At 69.1% G+C, this 17,724-nt stretch carries 16 protein-coding genes; 13 read left to right on the top strand and 3 right to left on the bottom strand.

Features of this window, described 5'->3' with window-relative positions:
- Positions 1 to 93: 93 nt before the first annotated feature.
- The 3 genes from ACFDTC_RS02235 (at position 94) to ACFDTC_RS02245 (ending at position 3,279) form a co-directional block, all read left to right on the top strand.
- Positions 94 to 1,131 carry a Bug family tripartite tricarboxylate transporter substrate binding protein gene (locus ACFDTC_RS02235; protein ID WP_375257237.1) on the top strand — a complete coding sequence of 346 codons (1,038 nt, stop codon included), beginning with the start codon at positions 94 to 96 and terminating at the stop codon, positions 1,129 to 1,131.
- Positions 1,132 to 1,217: 86 nt separating this feature from the next.
- Positions 1,218 to 2,741 carry a tripartite tricarboxylate transporter permease gene (locus tag ACFDTC_RS02240; RefSeq protein ID WP_375257238.1) on the top strand — a complete coding sequence of 508 codons (1,524 nt, stop codon included), beginning with the start codon at positions 1,218 to 1,220 and terminating at the stop codon, positions 2,739 to 2,741.
- Positions 2,725 to 3,279, top strand: a complete 555-nt coding sequence (locus ACFDTC_RS02245) for a tripartite tricarboxylate transporter TctB family protein (RefSeq protein ID WP_375257239.1) — start codon at positions 2,725 to 2,727, stop codon at positions 3,277 to 3,279. The genes ACFDTC_RS02240 and ACFDTC_RS02245 overlap by 17 nt, the downstream gene beginning before the upstream one ends.
- Before the next feature lie 80 nt (positions 3,280 to 3,359).
- On the opposite strand, the gene ACFDTC_RS02250 is transcribed toward ACFDTC_RS02245, so the two are convergent.
- Positions 3,360 to 5,153 carry a thiamine pyrophosphate-binding protein gene (locus tag ACFDTC_RS02250; protein ID WP_375257240.1) on the bottom strand — a complete coding sequence of 598 codons (1,794 nt, stop codon included), beginning with the start codon at positions 5,151 to 5,153 and terminating at the stop codon, positions 3,360 to 3,362.
- A 105-nt stretch (positions 5,154 to 5,258) separates the two neighbouring features.
- Here ACFDTC_RS02250 and ACFDTC_RS02255 point away from each other — a divergent pair, with 105 nt between their 5' ends.
- From ACFDTC_RS02255 to ACFDTC_RS02270, 4 genes are all read left to right on the top strand, one after another.
- Positions 5,259 to 7,535, top strand: a complete 2,277-nt coding sequence (locus tag ACFDTC_RS02255; protein WP_375257241.1) for a xanthine dehydrogenase family protein molybdopterin-binding subunit — start codon at positions 5,259 to 5,261, stop codon at positions 7,533 to 7,535.
- A gap of 79 nt (positions 7,536 to 7,614) precedes the next feature.
- Positions 7,615 to 8,823, top strand: coding sequence for a cupin domain-containing protein (locus ACFDTC_RS02260; RefSeq protein ID WP_375257242.1), 1,209 nt, complete (start codon positions 7,615 to 7,617; stop codon positions 8,821 to 8,823).
- Positions 8,820 to 10,298 (top strand): ethanolamine ammonia-lyase reactivating factor EutA, encoded by a 1,479-nt coding sequence (locus ACFDTC_RS02265; RefSeq protein WP_375257243.1) that lies wholly within the window; start codon positions 8,820 to 8,822, stop codon positions 10,296 to 10,298. The genes ACFDTC_RS02260 and ACFDTC_RS02265 overlap by 4 nt, the downstream gene beginning before the upstream one ends.
- 2 nt (positions 10,299 to 10,300) lie before the next feature.
- A complete protein-coding gene (locus tag ACFDTC_RS02270) occupies positions 10,301 to 10,813 on the top strand; it encodes a tripartite tricarboxylate transporter TctB family protein (RefSeq protein WP_375257244.1) in 513 nt (170 codons plus the stop codon).
- Here the strand turns inward: ACFDTC_RS02270 and ACFDTC_RS02275 are convergent.
- Positions 10,768 to 11,475, bottom strand: coding sequence for an isochorismatase family protein (locus ACFDTC_RS02275; protein ID WP_375257245.1), 708 nt, complete (start codon positions 11,473 to 11,475; stop codon positions 10,768 to 10,770). The two genes, ACFDTC_RS02270 and ACFDTC_RS02275, sit on opposite strands and share 46 nt — an antisense overlap.
- Positions 11,476 to 11,585: 110 nt before the next feature.
- On the opposite strand from ACFDTC_RS02275, the gene ACFDTC_RS02280 reads away from it, so the two are divergent.
- Genes ACFDTC_RS02280 through ACFDTC_RS02290 form a run of 3 tightly spaced genes read left to right on the top strand, consistent with a single transcriptional unit; the run spans position 11,586 to position 14,692 of the window.
- The gene (locus ACFDTC_RS02280; protein WP_375257246.1) at positions 11,586 to 12,530 is read left to right on the top strand and encodes a tripartite tricarboxylate transporter substrate binding protein; all 945 of its coding nucleotides are present in this window, start codon (positions 11,586 to 11,588) and stop codon (positions 12,528 to 12,530) included.
- Positions 12,531 to 12,584: 54 nt separating this feature from the next.
- The gene (locus ACFDTC_RS02285; protein WP_375257247.1) at positions 12,585 to 14,090 is read left to right on the top strand and encodes a tripartite tricarboxylate transporter permease; all 1,506 of its coding nucleotides are present in this window, start codon (positions 12,585 to 12,587) and stop codon (positions 14,088 to 14,090) included.
- Positions 14,087 to 14,692, top strand: coding sequence for an SAM-dependent methyltransferase (locus ACFDTC_RS02290; RefSeq protein WP_375257248.1), 606 nt, complete (start codon positions 14,087 to 14,089; stop codon positions 14,690 to 14,692). Before ACFDTC_RS02285 ends, ACFDTC_RS02290 begins: the two co-directional genes overlap by 4 nt.
- A 1-nt stretch (position 14,693) precedes the next feature.
- Here ACFDTC_RS02290 and ACFDTC_RS02295 read toward each other — a convergent pair whose 3' ends face one another.
- Positions 14,694 to 15,020 (bottom strand): non-heme iron oxygenase ferredoxin subunit, encoded by a 327-nt coding sequence (locus ACFDTC_RS02295; RefSeq protein ID WP_375257249.1) that lies wholly within the window; start codon positions 15,018 to 15,020, stop codon positions 14,694 to 14,696.
- Positions 15,021 to 15,255: 235 nt separating this feature from the next.
- On the opposite strand from ACFDTC_RS02295, the gene ACFDTC_RS02300 reads away from it, so the two are divergent.
- From ACFDTC_RS02300 to ACFDTC_RS02310, 3 genes are all read left to right on the top strand, one after another.
- Positions 15,256 to 15,882 carry a cupin domain-containing protein gene (locus tag ACFDTC_RS02300; RefSeq protein ID WP_375257250.1) on the top strand — a complete coding sequence of 209 codons (627 nt, stop codon included), beginning with the start codon at positions 15,256 to 15,258 and terminating at the stop codon, positions 15,880 to 15,882.
- Positions 15,882 to 16,484 (top strand): cupin domain-containing protein, encoded by a 603-nt coding sequence (locus ACFDTC_RS02305; protein WP_375257251.1) that lies wholly within the window; start codon positions 15,882 to 15,884, stop codon positions 16,482 to 16,484. Before ACFDTC_RS02300 ends, ACFDTC_RS02305 begins: the two co-directional genes overlap by 1 nt.
- Positions 16,485 to 16,580: 96 nt before the next feature.
- On the top strand, positions 16,581 to 17,555 hold the full coding sequence (locus ACFDTC_RS02310) for an EamA family transporter (RefSeq protein ID WP_375257252.1): 975 nt from the start codon (positions 16,581 to 16,583) through the stop codon (positions 17,553 to 17,555).
- Positions 17,556 to 17,724 lie beyond the last annotated feature (169 nt).

The raw sequence follows: 17,724 nt of genomic DNA on the forward strand, positions 1-17,724 counted from the left end.
ACCGTGCTCGCGGTACGCGAGACATGCATGCACGCCCCGCGGGGCGGTCGTGTCAAAGCAGGCGCCGAATGGCGCGAACCAGGGAGGAAGCACATGAAAAGAACGTTTCTGAAGGCGCTCGCCGCGACCATCGTCGCCGGCGCGACCGCCGGTTTCGGCGTCGCGGCCCAGGCGCAGGACGCGGCCGAATTCTACGACGGCAAGGTCATCAAGTGGATCGTGCCCTACGATCCGGGCGGCGGCTACGACGAGTACAGCCGGATGCTCATTCCCTACATGGAGAAATATACCGGTGCCCGCGTTGATATCGTGAACATGCCCGGTTCCGGCGGCATGAAGGGCGCCGTAGAGATCTTCAACTCGCCCTCGGACGGGCTGACGGTCGGCATCATCAACGGCTCGGCCATGGTGACCAACCAGCTCGCCGACATCGCGGGCGCCGACTACCGCGTGGGCGATTACAACTACCTCGGCCGCATGGTCGCCGACCGCCGCGTCTTCGTGGCCAGCGACAGCAGCGGCATCCGCTCTTTCGAGGATTTCCGCGACAACGGCATGACCGAGATCGTCGGCGCGACCGGCCTCGGCGGCTCGACCTACGTGGACGCGGTCATCGCGGGCGAGGTGCTCGACATGGAGCAGCGCGTGGTCCACGGCTTCGACCGCTCGGGCGACATCCGCACCGCCATGCTGCGCGGCGACGTGCACGCGATGTGGGGCTCGATCGGCTCGGCGCTCGACGGTATCAACCAGGGCGAGCACTACGTGATCCTGCACGGCGAGAAGAACCCGACCGGCGTGCTGGAAGGTGTGCCCAGCGTCTACGACATCGCCGCCGACATGGAGAACGCCGAGGAGAAGATCCAGATCCTCGAAAGCTGGGATGCACTGTCCGCCGTCGGTCGCCCGGTCGCGGCACCTCCGGGCGTGCCCGAGGATCGCATGGCGTTCCTGCGCGACGCGTTCGAGCAGGCGATGAACGACCCCGATTTCGTGCAGGAAGCGCAGGAGGCCAAGCGCGACATCCTGTTCGCCTCGGGCGAGGAGATGGGCCGGATCGCCAAGGCGGCGACCGAACTGTCCCCCGAGATCGAAGACCTGTTCGTGAGGGCCATTCGCGGCGAGATCTGATCGACGCGGAGACCATGTGAACCCGCCCCTGTCGCGCGCCGGCAGGGGCGGTCACCAACGCAAGGCGCTGGCTCAGAGGACGGGCAATGACACTAATCGAGGGTATTACCAGCGGATTCCTGCAGTCGATCAGCTGGGCCGTGTTCCCCTACCTGCTCGGCGGCTCGATTTTCGGACTGATCATCGGGGTGATCCCGGGCCTTTCCGGCCACTTCGCCATGGCGATGGCCGTGACGTTTCTCTACACGATGGAGCCCGGCGCAGGCATCGCCTTCCTGCTGGGGGCGCACGCCACGGTGGCGCAGGGCGGGGGCCTGACGGCGATCCTGTTCTCGACCCCCGGCACCGGTCAGAACGCGGCGACGCTGCTGGACGGCCCGCCGATGCGCGACAAGGGCGAGGCCGGCGTCGCCGTCGGCGCCGCCATGGCGTCGTGCTTCCTGGGCGCGACCTTCGGCGCGATCGTGCTCGCGCTGCTGATCCCGGTCCTGCGCGAGGTGGTGCTGTTCTTCGGCCCGCCCGAGGTGTTCGTGCTGGCCTTCCTCGCGCTGACCTTCGTGGCCGTGCTCGGCAAGGAGGACATGACCCGCAGCCTGATCGCGGCGCTGCTTGGCCTGCTGCTGGCGATGATCGGCGTCGACAACGTCACCAACACCGAACGCTTCACCATGGGGTCCGAGCGCATGGCCGACGGGCTGTCGCTGGTGCCGGTGATCCTGGGCCTCTTCGCCGTGGCCGAGATGATCGACCTGTGGGCGCGCGGCGGATCGCTGGCCAAGGACATGCCGACCGCGCTGTCGGCCAAGGACACGCAGAAGCAGATCTTCAAGGGCATCGGCACCGCCTTCACCCATTGGTGGCTGGTGATGCGCTGCTCGGCCATCGGCACCACGATGGGCCTGATCCCGGGCCTCGGCTCGGCCCCCGCGGCCTTCGTCGCCTACGGCCACGCCAAGCAGACGTCGAAGGACAAGGCCAGCTTCGGCAAGGGCAACGTCGAGGGCGTGATCGGCCCCGAGGCCGCCAACGACGCGGTCGAGGGCGGGGCGCTGGCCTCGACGCTGGCCTTCGGCATCCCAGGCTCGTCCTCGATGGCGATCCTGTTGTCGGGGCTGTTCATCCTGGGACTCGAGACCGGCCCGGTGATGCTGAACACCAACGTGGACCTCGTGTTCATCATGATCTTCACGATCATCATCGGCAACCTGATCGGCACGATCGTCGGCATGTTCCTGGTGAACCCGCTCAGCCGGGCGACTTCGATCCGCGCCAGCGTCATGGTGCCGGTGCTGATGGCGATCATCGCCACCGGCGCCTTCGCCGGCGACCGCGCGATCTTCGACATCGGCGTCGCCGTCATCTTCGGCATCGTGGGCTACGCGATGAAGGTGCTGAACTACTCGCGCGCCGCTTTGCTGATCGGCTTCGTGCTGGGCTTCGCGGTCGAGAAGAACCTGTACCTCGCGCTGCTGCTCGACGGGCCGCTCTTCATCCTGCAGCCGATCCCGCTGGCGCTGGCGATCATCACGATCGTCTTCCTCGGCTGGAACGTCTTCAGCATCTACCGTGACCGTCGCAGAAGGATCATTCCCGGTGAACCCGTCAACTGACCCGAACCCAACCCAAGAGTCCGAGAAGGCGCGCATCCTGCGCGCCCACGCGGCCAATCGCTTCGCGCTCGAGGTCTGCTTCCTGCTGGTGGTCGGCGTGCTGGTCGTCCTGGCCTTCCTCGAGGCGACGACCTACGCCATGGTCTCGGCGCGCACGCCTTTCGTCATCATGGTGCCGCTGCTGGCGCTGATCGTGATCCACGCGGTCCGGCTGTGGCGCGCCAGCGGCGGGTTCGAGGTGCGCGAGCGCGTCTCGGACACGTTGCGCGGCGGCAGCGTGCACTTCAACAAGGTGATCGGCTTCTCGGCGTGGATGGTCGCGCTGGTGGTGATGATCACGGTGCTGGGGCACTACGCCGGCATCTTCGCCTTCTGCGTGATCCTGATGCGGTTCCTGGCGGGCGAAAGCTGGAAGATGACGCTGCTGGTCGCGCTCGGCACGACGGCGTTCATCTTCGGCGTGTTCGAGGTGATCTTCAACATCGACCTCTACCGCGGCCTCGTGGTGCGCTACTTCATGGGCTACCGGGACTTCTAGATCGGGCGCAGCCGACCACCAAAAGAGAAAGGGCGCCGCGATCCGCGGCGCCCTTTTCCGTTCGCGGCGGGGCGGTGCCCTCAGACGCCGCCCTTGGTGTTGCGCGCGACCGCCTGTTCGCGCCCCTGCCGCGCGTCGATCCAGACGTCGATCAGGAACGGCCGGCCCTCGCGCACCGCGGCCACGCCCTCGGCCATGGCCGCTTGCAGCTCGGCCTGCGTGCGCACCGGGCCCACGCCGCCCAGCCCCTGCGCGCGGGCGAGGCCCGCGATGTCGGGGGCGGGATCGTCCAGCTTCTGGCCGACCCAGGCGTTCGCCTCGACCCTGCCGCGGCGCCGCGCCACGCTTTCCTGGTGCAGCTCGTCGTTGAAGTACGACCGGTTGTTCGCGATGATCGCCAGCAGCGGCAGGCGGTACTTGGCCGCCGTCCAGAAGGCGTTGATCCCCATCAGCGTGTCGCCGTCGCCCAACGTCGCGACCACCAGCCGCCCCGAGCCCTTCAGCGCCAGCGCGGCGCCGACGGCCAGTCCGGGCCCGCTGCCTATCCCGCCGCCGCCGTCCTTGCCGAGGAAGTCCAGCGGTTCGCGGTGCGGCCAAAGGTCGGTTGGCCAGCCGCGCGACAGCGCCGGGAAGGTCACCGGCGCGTCGCCGATCTCGGCCCTCAAAGCGCGGGCGATGTCGCGCTGGGTCAGCGTCCCGGACGCGGGCGGCTCGGTCGCGGTGAACGCGGGCAGGGCGGGCGCGGGGCGTGCGCCGTCGCCGAGGGCGCCCAGCAAGTCCTCGGCCGTGGCGTCCGGATCGGCCAGGAACTCGATGTCGATCGGCGCCAGGTCGTAGTGTTCCTGTCCCAGCCCGCGATGCAGATGCGCCTCTTCCGAGGCGTGGATGACCGTGCCGGCGAACCCTTCGGCACCGTAGCCCTGTTTCAGCATTCCGCCCAGATCCACCGAGCCGAGGCTGAGGATCGCGTCGGCCTCGGCCAGCACCGTGCGCGCCTCGGGCGACAGCTTGTTGAACGGCTGGCCAACATGGTTGGGGTGGTCCGACGGCACCATCGCGCCGGCCTTGAGGTCGGACAGCATCGCGGCGCCCAGCCGCTCGGCCAGCGCCACGCGGGTGGCCATGGCCCCGGCCGTGCGCGCGCCGCGGCCGAACAGGATGACCGGGCGGCGTGCCGCGTCCAGCGCGCGCGCCGCCTCGGCCAGGCGCGCGGGATCGGGGCGCACCACCGCCGGCACCGCGTGGCGCGCCGGGTCGGGCAGCGTCAGACCCTCCGGCGCCGGCGCCTCCTGCCAGCTCGCGTCGAGGTTGACGTAGACCGGTGCGCGTGGCGCGGTGTTGGTGATCTTCCACGCCCGCATCAGCGCCGTCGACGCCGCGGCTGCCGAGCCGGGCTGGTCGTCCCACTTGGTGAAGCTGCGCACCAGCGCGCCCTGGTCCTGCGTCGTGTGCAACCAGTCGATCCACGGGCGCCGCTCGGCCGCGTCCGTGGGGCCGGTGGCGCCCAGCACCAGCATCGGCACCCGGTCGGCCCAGGCGTTGAACATCGCCATCGAGCCGTGCAGCAGCCCGACATTCGAATGAAGCACGACCGCCAGCGCCCTGCCAGTCGCCTTGGCGTAACCGTGGGCGACCGCGACGGCGTGCTCCTCGTGCAGGCACAGGACGATCTCGGGGCGCTCGTTGCCGAGGTGGTTCACCAGACTGTCGTGCAGGCCGCGATAGCTCGCCCCCGGCGTCAGCGCGACATACTCGATATCGAGGCGCCGCAGCATCTGCGCCGCCACGTCCGACCCCCAGGCCATCTCGCCGTCGACCGGCCCCTCGACCGGCTCGGCCTTCCACGCGTCGTCGATGCTTGCATCCTTCGCCATCCGGACCTCCCCAGGATTTACAGCGGTTCCGTAATGTGGAACGCTGTTCTGGACTGTACGACCTATATGCGTATCCTGTCAAAAGCGCAAAGCGGGGAGGGGCACATGGACCAGCCTGAACGGGGGCGTCGCGAGGACGTCCGCCTGTTGACCGGACAGGGGCGCTATACCGGCGACCTGTTTCCCGAGGATGCACTTCACGCGGTGTTCCTGCGCGCCCCGGTCGCGCGCGGCCGCTTTGCCGCGCCGGATGTCTCGGACGCCGCCGGCCTGCCCGGCGTCGTCGCGATCTACACTGCCGCGGACCTGAAAGCGGATGGCCTGACGGACCTGCCGCTGGATGTCGAGCCCGTGCGCGACGACGGCGGTGCGCCGCAGCCGGCGCCGCGCCCGCTTCTGAACGACGGCGTGATCCGCCACCTGGCCGAGCCGGTGGCGATGATCGTCGCCACCTCGCGCGAGGCGGCCGAGGACGCGGCCGAAGCGATCCTGATCTCCTATGACGACGACGGCGCGCCGGTGCTGGACACCCGCGCCGCGACGCAGGACCCGGTCTGGGACGGCGCGGCGGACAACACCGCGTCCTTCCACGGCGTGGGTGATGCAGGCGCGGTCGCCGCCGCGATGGACAGCGCCGCGCACGTGGCCGAGGTCGACCTCGACATCTCGCGCCTCGCCGCGACCTCGCTCGAGCCGCGGGTCTGCCTTGGCATGATCCGCGACGGCCGGATGGAGCTGACCACCAGCACGCAAAGCCCCTTCGCCATCCGCGGCGCGCTGGCGACGCTGTTCCGCCGCGACGCCGAGTCGATCCGAGTGATCGCGCCCGATGTCGGCGGATCGTTCGGCATGAAGGGCGGGCTCTACCGCGAAGAGGCGCTGGTGCTCTGGGCCGCCGAAAAGCTCGGCCGCCCCGTGGGCTGGCGCGCCACCCGGTCCGAGGCGTTCCTGGCCGACGATCACGGCCGCTCGGTCAAGGCCACCGCGCGCCTGGCGCTGGACGGGGAGGGCCGCTTCACCGCTTTGCAGGTCGCCGTCGACGTCGACGTGGGTGCCTATTTCGGCCGTCGGTCCAAGGGCATGCTCAACAACCTCGGCGGCATCGCGGGCACCTACCGGATCGGCGCGATCGCCGGGCGCGTGCGCTTCGCCTTCACCAACGCGGTGCCCACCTGTCCCTATCGCGGCTTCGGCCGGCCCGAGGCGACCTACATCATCGAATCCCTCATCGACCGCGCCGCACGCGACACCGGTCGCGACCGCTTCGCCCTGCGCCGCGCCAACCTGATCCCGCCCGAGGCGATGCCCTACAGGACGGCACTGACCTATCACTACGATTGTGGCGACTTCCCGCGTGTCTTCGACCGCGCCATGACCCTGGCCGAAGCCGACGGTTTCGAGGCCCGCCGTCAGGACAGCGCCGCGCGCGGGCGCCTGCGCGGCCTCGGCATTGCCATGCCGATCGAGGTCGCCGGCGGCCCGCTGCGCCAGCTCAAACGCGACGTGGCGCGCATCACGATCGGCGCCTCGGGCCGCATCTCTGTCGCCCCGGGTTGCATGTCGGTCGGGCAGGGGCACGAGACCACGCTGTCGCGCATGGTGGCCGGGCGCTTGGGCGTCGCGGTCGATGCCGTCGACTTCCTTCAGGGCGACACCGATCTGTTGCCCGAGGGGCGCGGCAACGGCGGCTCGGCCGCGACCGCGGTCGGTGCTGCGGCCGTGTCGCGCGCCACCGACGAGATCGTGCGCCAGGCCCGCGCCATCGCTGCGCGGGACTTCGACGCCGCGCCCGACGACGTCGATCTGCGCGACGGCGTGCTAACCCTGCGCGGCACGAACCGCACCCTGTCGCTGGCCGAGGCCGCCGCGCGCGCCGAAGGCGGTTTGTCCGCGCTGGCCGAGTTCCTGCCCGAGGGCGTGACCTATCCCAACGGCTGCCACCTCTGCGAGGTCGAGATCGACCCCGACACCGGCCGCGTCGCGGTGCTGCGCTACACCGCGGTCGAGGACGTGGGCACCGTGCTGAACCCGCAGATGGTCGAGGGGCAGATGACCGGCGGCATCGCGCAGGGTCTCGGCCAGACGATGGGCGAGGTCATCGCCTTCGACGCCGACGGACAGATCCTCTCGGGCAGCTTCATGGACTACCCGATGCCCCGTGCCCGCGACATGCCCGAGATCCGTCTCGACACCGTCGAGGTGCCCACGCAGGTCAACCCGCTGGGCGCCAAGGGCGTGGGCGAGGCGGGCACCGTCGGCGCGCTGGCGGCATCCATGAGCGCCGTCCGCGACGCGCTGGCGCAGGCCGGGGTGAGCGATTTCGAGATGCCTGCCACCCCCGACCGCGTCTGGCAGGCGCTCTCCAAACGTTCTGGTATATAGAACGCCGTTCTCTTTTCGTTGACGCTGCGCCGACGATCCGACAGGATTGACGCAACGGGAGCCAGAGGGAGGAGCATCCATGCCGCATGACATGGACGGCGTGCTGCATTGGCACGAACCCACGCGCGGAGAACGGGCCGGGTTCGGCAAGTTCGGCCAGCCGCAATCGGATTACGACAAGTTCATGGAGGCCGACGGCATCCCGGTCTTCCGCGGCATCGGCGTCTCGAAGGTGCAGGACCTGCCGCTGGTCGACTGGCCGCGCATGGGTGGCCGCGGCTCGTACATCCAGCTGCACGGCACCGAAGGGAAGTGGGGCAACTACGTGGTCGAGGTGCCCGCCGCGGGTGCGCTCAACGTCGAGAAGCACCTCTACGAGGAGATCTACCTGGTCGTCGAGGGTCGCGGCTCGACCGAGGTCTGGCTGGAAGAGGGCGGGCCGAAGCACGTCTTCGAATGGCAGACCGGCTCGCTGTTCTCGATTCCGGTCAACGCCTACCACCGCATCGTCAACGCCACCAACGCGCCCGCGCTGCTGCTGGGCGGAACCACCGCGCCGAACCTGATGAACCTGATCGGCGACGCGAACTTCATCTTTGACTGTCCCTACGCCTTCACCTCGCGCTTCTCGCCCGACGGCGATTTCTACAAGCCGAACGAGGATCTGGAGCCCGACCCGATCCGCGGCCTCGCGATGCGCCGCACCAACCTCGTTCCGGACGTGATGAACTGCGAGCTGCCGCTCGATAACCGCCGCTCGCCCGGCTACCGGCGGGTCGAGCCGTTCATGACCGGCAACAAGTTCTACCTCTGGCTGGGTCAGCACGAAACCGGCAAGTATTCCAAGGCGCACGCGCATACCTCGGCCGCCGTTCTGGTCTGCGTGAAGGGCGCCGGCTACACCTACACCTGGCCCGAGGAATGCGGCGTGAACCCGTGGAAGGACGGGCATGCCGACAGGGTCGAGCGCGTCGACTACGAACCCGTAGGCCTCGTCAGCGCGGCGCCGGGCGGGGCGCGCTGGTACCACCAGCACTTCAACACCTCGGCCGAGCCGTTCCGCCTGTCGGCGTGGTTCGGGCCGAACCATCCCAGCCTCGTGACCGGTCTGCCGCCGGGCGAGAAGCAGATCGATTACACCGCCATGGACGTGACCGAGGGCGGCACCGCGATCCCCTACTGGATGGAGGATCCCTACCTGCGCGAGGAGTTCGAGGCCACAATCGCCAAGTCCGGCGCCAAAAGCCGCATGGACCCGGCGCTTTACGAAAAGCCCGACGACCAATGACCCGGACGGCGCGCATCGAGGCCGATCCCGGCGGGCGCGTGCATTTCTCCGGCGCCGGGCGCAGCCTGATCGAGGAGGACGAGATCGAACTGCGCAGCGTCGGCGTGGACATCGGCTCGTCCACGTCGCACTTGCTGTTCTCGACGATCGTGCTCGAGCGGATGGACACGCGCTACGTCGTGGCCGACAGGCGCGTGGACCACGAAAGCCGCATCCTGCTGACGCCCTACGCCGGCGAGAACACGATCGACGCGGACGCGCTGGGCGCCTTCATCGCGGCGGAATACGACGCCGCCGGGATGCGCCCCGAGGACGTGGACACCGGCGCGCTGATCCTGACCGGCGTCGCGGCACGCCGCAGCAACGCCCGCGCGATAGGCGAGCTGTTCGCCGCCGAGGCGGGCAAGTTCGTGGCCGTCAGCGCGGGCGACGGACTTGAGACGCTGATGGCCGCGCACGGCTCGGGCGCGGCGGCGCTGTCGCGCGACACGGCGCCGGTGCTGAACGTCGATATCGGCGGCGGTACCACTAAGATCGCGTTGTGCGACGGCGGCGAAGCGGTCGCGCGCACCGCGCTCGATGCCGGCGCGCGGCTGATCGCCTTCGACGCGGACGGCATCATCACCCGGCTCGAACCCTTCGGCCGGCACTACCTGGACGCCGCCGGCCTGGCGCTGGCTGAGGGCGACAGGCTGACGCCGCAGGACCGCGAGCACGTCGCCGCGCTGATGGCCGACCGGATCATGGCGGCGATGGCGGGGCAGGCCGACGAGGCGGTGCTGCGCCTGCCGCCTCTGAAGGGTGCGGAGGCCGCGCGCCGCGTGGTCGTGTCTGGCGGCGTCTCGGTCTACCTCGACGGCGGCGCGGGCGTGGCCGACGACCTCGGGGCCGACCTGGCCCGGGCGCTGGACTCGCGCCTCGCCGTTGCCGGGCTGGAGCGCATCCCGGCGCGCCAGGGCATCCGCGCCACGGTGGTGGGCGCGTCGCAATACACGGTGCAGGTCTCGGGCTCGACCATCTTCCTCGACCCCGACGACGCGCTGCCGCTGCGCAACATGGCGGTGATCGCGCCCGCCCTCGCGCTGGGCGACACGATCGACGCGGACGCCGTCGCCGCCGCGGTGACCGGGGCGCTCGACCGCATGGACCTCGCCTCGGGTGCGGCGCCCGTCGCCGTCGCGCTGCCGTGGACCGGCTCGGCCAGCTACGCGCGACTCGCCGCCCTTGCCCGCGGGCTGGTGCACGGCCTGAAACCGGTGCTTGCCGCCGGCCATCCGCTGGTTCTGGTGGTCGAGGGCGATATCGGCGGCCTTCTGGGCATGCAGTGCCGCGCCGAGGAGGACGTGCCCGGCGCCATCGTCTCGATCGACGGCATCGCGCTCTCCGAGTTCGACTTCATCGACATCGGCGCGGTGATCCGCCAGACCGGCGCGGCACCGGTCGTCGTGAAATCCCTTCTGTTCCCGACGGAGTGAGCATGACCGACCGCCCTGACACCCCCCGCGCCGTCCGCTCGATCTGGCCGCCGCTGCTGCTGCTGGCGCTGTCGGTCGGCTACGCGATCTGGGCGCAACGCTACGGCTCGGTGCCGCGGCTGATGCCCACGATCGTCGGGGTCTCCACCGCCGTGCTGTGCGTGCTGGACCTGCTGTCGCGCTTCGACACCGGGCCCGGCCGGGCGATCCGCGTGGCGCTGGGCGCCGATTTCCGCGACCGCGAGATGAAGCACGACCCGGCCCTGCGCGCCGAGGTGGCGCAGGTCGGCTGGATGGTGGGCTGCATCGTGCTGATCCTGCTGATCGGCATCCTGCCCACCGTGCCGCTGTTCATCTGCGCCTACATGATGACGGTCGGCCGCCAGCCGCTGCTGCCCTCGGCCGCCTCGGGCGCCGGGGTCTTCGCGGTCGTCTACCTGATCTTCGAACAGGTGCTGGACTACGCCCTCTACCGCGGCGCGCTGTTCGAGGCGGGCGGGTTCGCCGCATGGTGAGCGTCGGCGATCACCCGCAGCGCGTCGGCGCCCGGCACCGCGTCGGCGTATTTCGCGCCGAGGTCGAACAGCGACTGCGTGTGGCTGGCCTCGAACCGGTCGAAGACCGCGTCCTCGGCGATCAGGCACGGCAGGTCGCGGTTGTAGGCGTCCACGGCCGTGGCGCGCACGCAGCCCGAGGTCGTGCAGCCCGTCAGGATCACGCCGTCGCAGCCGTGCCGAGCCAGCAACTCGTCGAGGCCGGTCTGCCAGAACGCGCTGGGCTTGCTCTTGCCCAGCACGATGTCACCGTCTGCGGGCGTCAGCGGCGCGACGATCGCGTTGCCGGCCGGATCGTCCTCGGCCCCGCGCAGGTTCTTGCCGCGCCTGGCGGCCAGCCGCTCTGCCGAACGCCGCGTGTAGATCACCGGCAGGCCCGCGCCCCGCGCGGCGTCGATCAGCGCCGCGATGCGCGGCACCGCCGCCCAGGCCTGCGGCCCGCAGGCGGTGCGGCAGGCGCGCACGGCCTCTTCGCGAGACGCGCCTTTGGGGCCGCAGAAATCCAGCGTCATGTCGATCACCAGAAGCGCCGGCCGGCACGGCACGCCCGTGGTGCCGCCGTAGCCCGCGAGGTCCCGCACGGCCCGGTCGCCGTCGGTCAGAAGCTGCGCGTGATCGCTCATGCCGTTTCCCTTCGTCCTGCCGCCAGCGTGGCGGCGCGACGCCCCGATAACAAGAAGAAAGCGCCGCTCCGGCGGGCAGGCGCTCGAGACAACCAGAGAGGAGAAAACCCATGACCAGCAAGATCATCGGCGCCGTCACGGCGGCGTTCGCGGCGGTGACGGCCAGTGCCGCCGCGGCCGAATGGCCCGAAGAGCCGATCACCTTCGTGGTGCCCTACAGCCCCGGCGGCGGCTTCGACGCCTATGCCCGCGCCGTGGCACCCGAGATGGAGAAGATCCTCGGCACCGAGGTGGTGATCGAGAACATCCCCGGCGCCGGCGGCCAGAAGGGCGCCTCTACCGTCTACCGCGCCGATCCCGACGGCTACACGATCGGCATCTGGAACGTGCCGGGCCTGACGGTGCCGCAGCTTCTGGGCCGTTCGTCGGGCTACGATCTGACCGACGTGACCTGGATCGCCAACCTCGCCACGTCGAAATACGCCCTCGCCGTCAACCCCGACAGCGAATTCGAGAGCCTCGAGAACCTGTGCGCGCAGGGCGAGCCGTTCAAGCACTCGGATACCGGCCCGGCCTCCACCTCGTCGGTGACCGCCCGCATCGCGATGAGCGTGATCGACTGCCCGATCCAGAACGTCACCGGCTACAAGGGCTCGACCGACACGATCATCGGCCTGATGCGCGGCGAGGTCGACGCGACGATCAAGCCGATCGCCTCGCTGCGCAAATACGCCGAATCCGGCGATGTCGAGATCATCATGACCTTCGAGGACGAGCCCAGCATGGAGGGCATCCCCACCTCGACCGAGCTGGGGTACGACCAGTTCGCCAACTTCGACCTCCGCCGTATCGTCGGTGGCCCTCCGGGCATCCCCGCCGACATCACCGAGAAGCTGTCGGCGGCGATCATCGAGGCGGCGAATTCCGAGGCCGTCCAGGAGTGGTCCGAAAGCACGGGCCGTCCGCTGGACGCCGTCGGCGCCGAGGAAGCCTCGCAGATCATGTCCAACCTCATGGACTTCTACAGCACCTACAAGGACGTGCTGGCAGAGTGATCGCAACGGGGCGGGGCCGGTCGCGGCCCCGCCCGCCTGATAGCGGAGGGGCGCATGGGCTTCGATGTCCTGTTCGACGCGATCGCGCTGGTCTTCACCAGCGGGTCGGCCATCTACATCCTCGCGGGCGTGCTGCTGGGCCTGTGCTTCGGGGTGATCCCGGGCCTCGGCGGCACCACGGCGCTGGCGCTGCTGATCCCCGTGACCTTCACGATGGACAGCCTCGACGCGATGTATCTTGCCGGCGGGGTGATGGGGGCCACGTCCTTCGGCGGCTCGATCACCGCCATCCTGATCAACACGCCCGGCACCGCGCCCAACGCCGCGACCACCTTCGACGGCTACCCGCTGGCGCGTCAGGGCAAGGCCGGCATGGCGATCGGCGCCTCGGCCACCGCCTCGGCGCTGGGCGGCGTCATCGGACTGTTCACGCTGCTGCTGATCATTCCGCTGGCGAAGGAACTGGTGCTGGCCTTCGGCCCGGCCGAATTCCTGCTGCTGACGATCCTCGGCCTCGTCGCCATCGCGGTGTCGGCGCGCGGCAAGCTGCTGCGCGGCCTGATCGCGGGCGGCTTCGGGCTGATGCTGGCCTTCGTGGGCTCCGACACCGTGTCGGGCGAGCTGCGCTTTACCCTGAACACCGACTACCTGTGGGACGGCATTCCGCTGGTGCCCACGCTGACCGGCATGTTCGCCCTCAGCCAGATGATCGAGCTGGCGCTGAAAGGCGGCAGCGTCGCGGCCAAGGCCGAGGACGCCAAGACGCGCATCTCGGGCATCTGGACCGGCGTGGCGTCGGTCTTCAAGCACTGGACCGTGCTGCTGCGCGGCTCGGCCATCGGAACGGTGATCGGCGCGATCCCGGGCCTGGGCGGAACCGTCGCGTCGTTCATCGCCTACACCTCGACGGTGCAGGCCTCGCGCGATCCCGAAAGCTTCGGCAAGGGCAACATCGTGGGCGTCATCGCACCCGAATCGGCCAACAACGCCAAGGACGGCGGCTCGCTCGTGCCGACGGTCGCCTTCGGCATCCCCGGCAGCGCCGAGACCGCGCTGTTCCTGGGCATCCTCGTGCTGCACGGGATCGAGCCGGGGCCGTCGATCCTGTTGCAGAACGAACGCGAGGTCTACGGCCTGATCGTGGCGTTGACCGCCTCGGCCATCGGTGCGTCGCTGATCGGGCTGCTGCTGGCGCGGTGGCTGGTGATGATCACCTTCATCAACGTGCACTTCCTGGTGCCGGTCGTGGTCACGGTGTCGCTGACCGGGGTCTACGTGCTGGACGGCCGGCCGGGCGACGTGATCCTGGCGATGATCATGGGGATCGTCGGCTACCTGATGATCCGCTTCGACTATCCGCGCCTGACGCTGGTGATCGCGCTGGTCCTGGGCGAGACGGCCGAGCGGTCCTTCCACCAGACGCGGCAGATCTCGGACGGCGAGATCCTCGGCTATATGCTGGACCGGCCGCAATCGATTGTGCTGATCGTGCTGACGCTGCTGACGCTGTTCCTGCCGGCGCTGCGCCGGCGGCGCACCCGTGCGAAGGCGGCACCATGAGCGATCTGGAACGCTGGGAAACCCGGTTCGGCCGCGAGGATTACCATTTCGGCACCGAGCCCAATGCCTTTCTTGCCGACCAGGCCGATCGCCTGCCGGCCTCCGGACGGGCTTTGGCCATCGCCGACGGCGAGGGGCGGAACGGCGTCTGGCTGGCGGGGCAGGGGCTCGAGGTGCTGTCGCAGGATTTCTCGCCCGCCGCGCAGGCCAAGGCGCGGCGGCTGGCCGAGGCGCGCGGCGTCGCGCTTCGGTTTGAACGGTCGGACCTCCGCGCGCGGGACTGGGAAGATGCGGAATACGACGTGGTCGCCGGCATCTTCTTCCAGTTCCTGACGCCCGAGGAACGCGCGCCCGTCTTCGCCGCGATGAAGCGTGCGCTGAAGCCCGGCGGGCTGCTGCTGATCGAGGGGTACGGTCCGCGCCAGATGGAATACCGGACCGGCGGGCCGGGCAAGCCCGAGCACCTCTACACGCCGGCGCTGCTGCGCGACGCCTTCGGCGACATGGCGCAGTGCGACATCCGCGACCACGACGCGCAGGTCGAGGAGGGCGCAGGCCATTCCGGCCTGTCCCATCTCGTCGATCTGGTCGCGGTCTGCTAGGTCAGTCAGCCGGCGCCTCGATCACCACGGCGCTGTCGTGGGGCACGACCTTGTAGGTCTTCAGCTTCACGATGCAGGGCGGGGCGACGATCTCGCCGTTGCGGATGTCGAACTGGCCGCCGTGGAAATCGCACTCGATCACGTGCCCCTCGAGATAGCCCTCGGACAGCTCGCCGGGGCCGTGCGTGCACATGTTGTCGGTGACGTAGAACGTGTCCTCGACGCGGTAGACGGCCAGTTCCAGGTCTCCGGTCTCGACCTTCAGCGCCTCGCCTTCGGCCACGTCGTCCTTCGCGCACAACTCGATCGTGTTTTCCGTGTCGGCCATGTGGTCCCCTTTCGTGCTTTCGAAACCGATAACGGAACACTGTTCCGTATGCAAGAAACGCCCGTAGATTTTCGTACCCGTTTCGCGGGCGGTCAAGGCCCTGCGGCCCCTGACATGTAGCCTACGGCCTGATTTTCCCAGCGAAAGTGGCGGCTTCCTGACGCTTGTTCCGCATATAGGAATGTTGTTCTTTAATTGGCGACGGCGTAGAGTGAGGCAAAGAAGGAGGAGACGCATGGACAAGAAGACCGAGCCTGCGACGCAGGACCCGCTCGAGGGCGACGAGACTCCGGCCGAGGGCCAGCCCGCCGGCTACTACCACAGCCAGAAGAACCGCATCTTCGTCCGCGCTGTGCAGGGCGAATACAACCTGCAGCAGAAACTCGACGAGCTGCGCGCCCAGCCCCGCGTCCGCAAGGCGCGCGAGATCAAGTTCGTCGACGGCCCGCAGGCCTACAGCCGCCACTACGTCGAGCCCAAGGACAACATCACGCAGCTGTTCCACATCCACCTCGAGGAATACGGCCCCGGCGGCAAGAGCCAGAAGCACGGCCACGTCAACGAGGCCGCGTTCTACATCCTCGACGGCGACGGCTACGAGATCCACGACGAGCAGAAGTACGAATGGACCGCCGGCGACGTGGCCATCGTGCACAACAACTGCGTGCACCAGCACTTCAACGCCTCCGATACCAAGCCCGCGCGCGCGCTGGTGCTCAAGACCAAGCCCATGTTCGTGTTCATGAACATGCTGTTCCAGAAGACCGTCGAGCCGCGCGAGACGACCGCCGCACCCGGCGGCGAGGATTTCGAGGTCCGCGAGGAAGAGCACGATCACAACCACCCCGAGGAGGGCTATTGATGGCGTGGGGCGAAGCGAAGGCCTGGATCGACGGGACCGAGAACAGGCCGCTCTACCAGGGGCTGCTCGACGACGCGGTCGAGGCGCCCGAGCGCAACGCCAAGCGCAAGAAGATCATCCGCCCGCACGAGATGCCGTGGGAGATGTCGCGCCAAGGCCTGCTCAAGCATCTCATCAACGAGAACATGAACACCCGGATGGAGACGGTCGACGCCTACATGCAGATCATCCCGCCCGGCTCGAAATCCGGCAAACACCGGCATCTGGCCGAGGAGTGCCTGTATGTGCTGGAAGGCCACGGCTACGACCTGCACCAGGATTGCGACGTCGAGATCACCGACGAATACTTCTGGAAGCCGCAGGACGAGGTGAAGCGCTTCGAGTACGAATCCGGCGACGTGATCTACGTGCCGCCGAACACGATCCACCAGCACTTCAACGCCGATCCGGACCGGCCGCTGCGGCTGATCTCGACCACCAACCGCATCTTCAAGCAATGCGGGTTGAACGATCTCGAACAGATCGAGGACGCGCCGGAATACGACCCGTCGGTGCAGTTGACGCCCGAACTGATCCGCGACTTCCTGCGCGGCACCCGCTAGGGGCGGCCGGCCCGCGCCGGCCGGCGCGGGTCACCCTTCCGACTTCCCGATGCCCTGCCGCGCCCGCCCGGTCGCGGCGCCCGACCGGAGTCCGTCATGTTCGGTGCGCTTCTCGCCTTCGCCTCGGCCGCGTTCTTCGGCCTGAACAACGCCACGGTGCGCCGGGGCGTGCTGAAATCGACCGTCCTTCAGGGCATGGCGATCACCGTGCCGCTGGGCGTGCCGATCTTCCTCGCCTTTGCCCTGTTCATGGGCGGCTTCGAGGCGATGGCCGCGTGGCAGGTCGACTCGTGGCTCTGGATGGCGCTGGCGGGCGTAGTGCACTTCGTTATCGGCCGCTACGGCAATTACCGCGCCACGCAGACGCTGGGCGCCACGCTCTCGACGCCGGTGCAGCAGCTGTCGATCCTGATCTCGCTGGTGCTGGCGTTCATCTTCCTGGGCGAGACGGTCAACACCGTCAACGTGCTGGGCATCGCGCTGGTGATCGTGGGCCCGATGGTGATGATGCGCCGGCGCAAGGCGACCACCGCCGCCGGCCGCGCCAAGGGGTTCGAGCCGCAATACCTGCCCGGCACCCTGTGGGGCATGGTCTGCGCGCTGGGCTACGGCGCGAGCCCGCTGTTCATCGCGCTGGGCATCGGCGACGGCGGGCTGGCCGACAGCGTCGCGGGCGTGCTGGTGTCCTACGTCGCGGCGGCGCTGGTGGTGGGCCTGCTGGTGCTGCTGGCGGGCGGGCGGGGCTACATGACCGGCCTCGACACGGGATCGCGCGGCTGGTTCCTCGCTTCGACCGTGTTCGTGGCCTTCTCGCAGCTCTTCCGCTACCTCGCGCTGGCGGTCGCTCCGGTCGCCGTGGTGGTGCCGATCCAGCGCCTGTCGGTGGTGTTCCGGATGATCTTCAACGCCCTCATCAACCGCGAGCATGAGGTCTTCGATGCCTGGGTGATCGTGTCGATCATCCTCGCGGTCTTCGGCGCGGTCGCCTTGGCCGGCGATACCGAGATCATGCTGGGCTGGCTGGGCGTTCCGCCCGCGACCATCGCCTGGCTCAGCGCGCCGCTGGTCTGACGCGCGCGCATCCAGCAAAACGAAAAGCGCCCCCGGATGAGGACGCCTTCATCGATCCTTCAAGGTCGCGGTCGGCTCAGCGGCCGCGCTCGTCGAACACCGCTTCCATCGCCACGCGGGGCAGGTCGGCGCGCGTCAGGCCCATCTGCTCCAGCTCGGCGTCGGACTT

The organism is Citreimonas sp., from assembly GCF_042096055.1.
Lineage (GTDB): Bacteria > Pseudomonadota > Alphaproteobacteria > Rhodobacterales > Rhodobacteraceae > Citreimonas.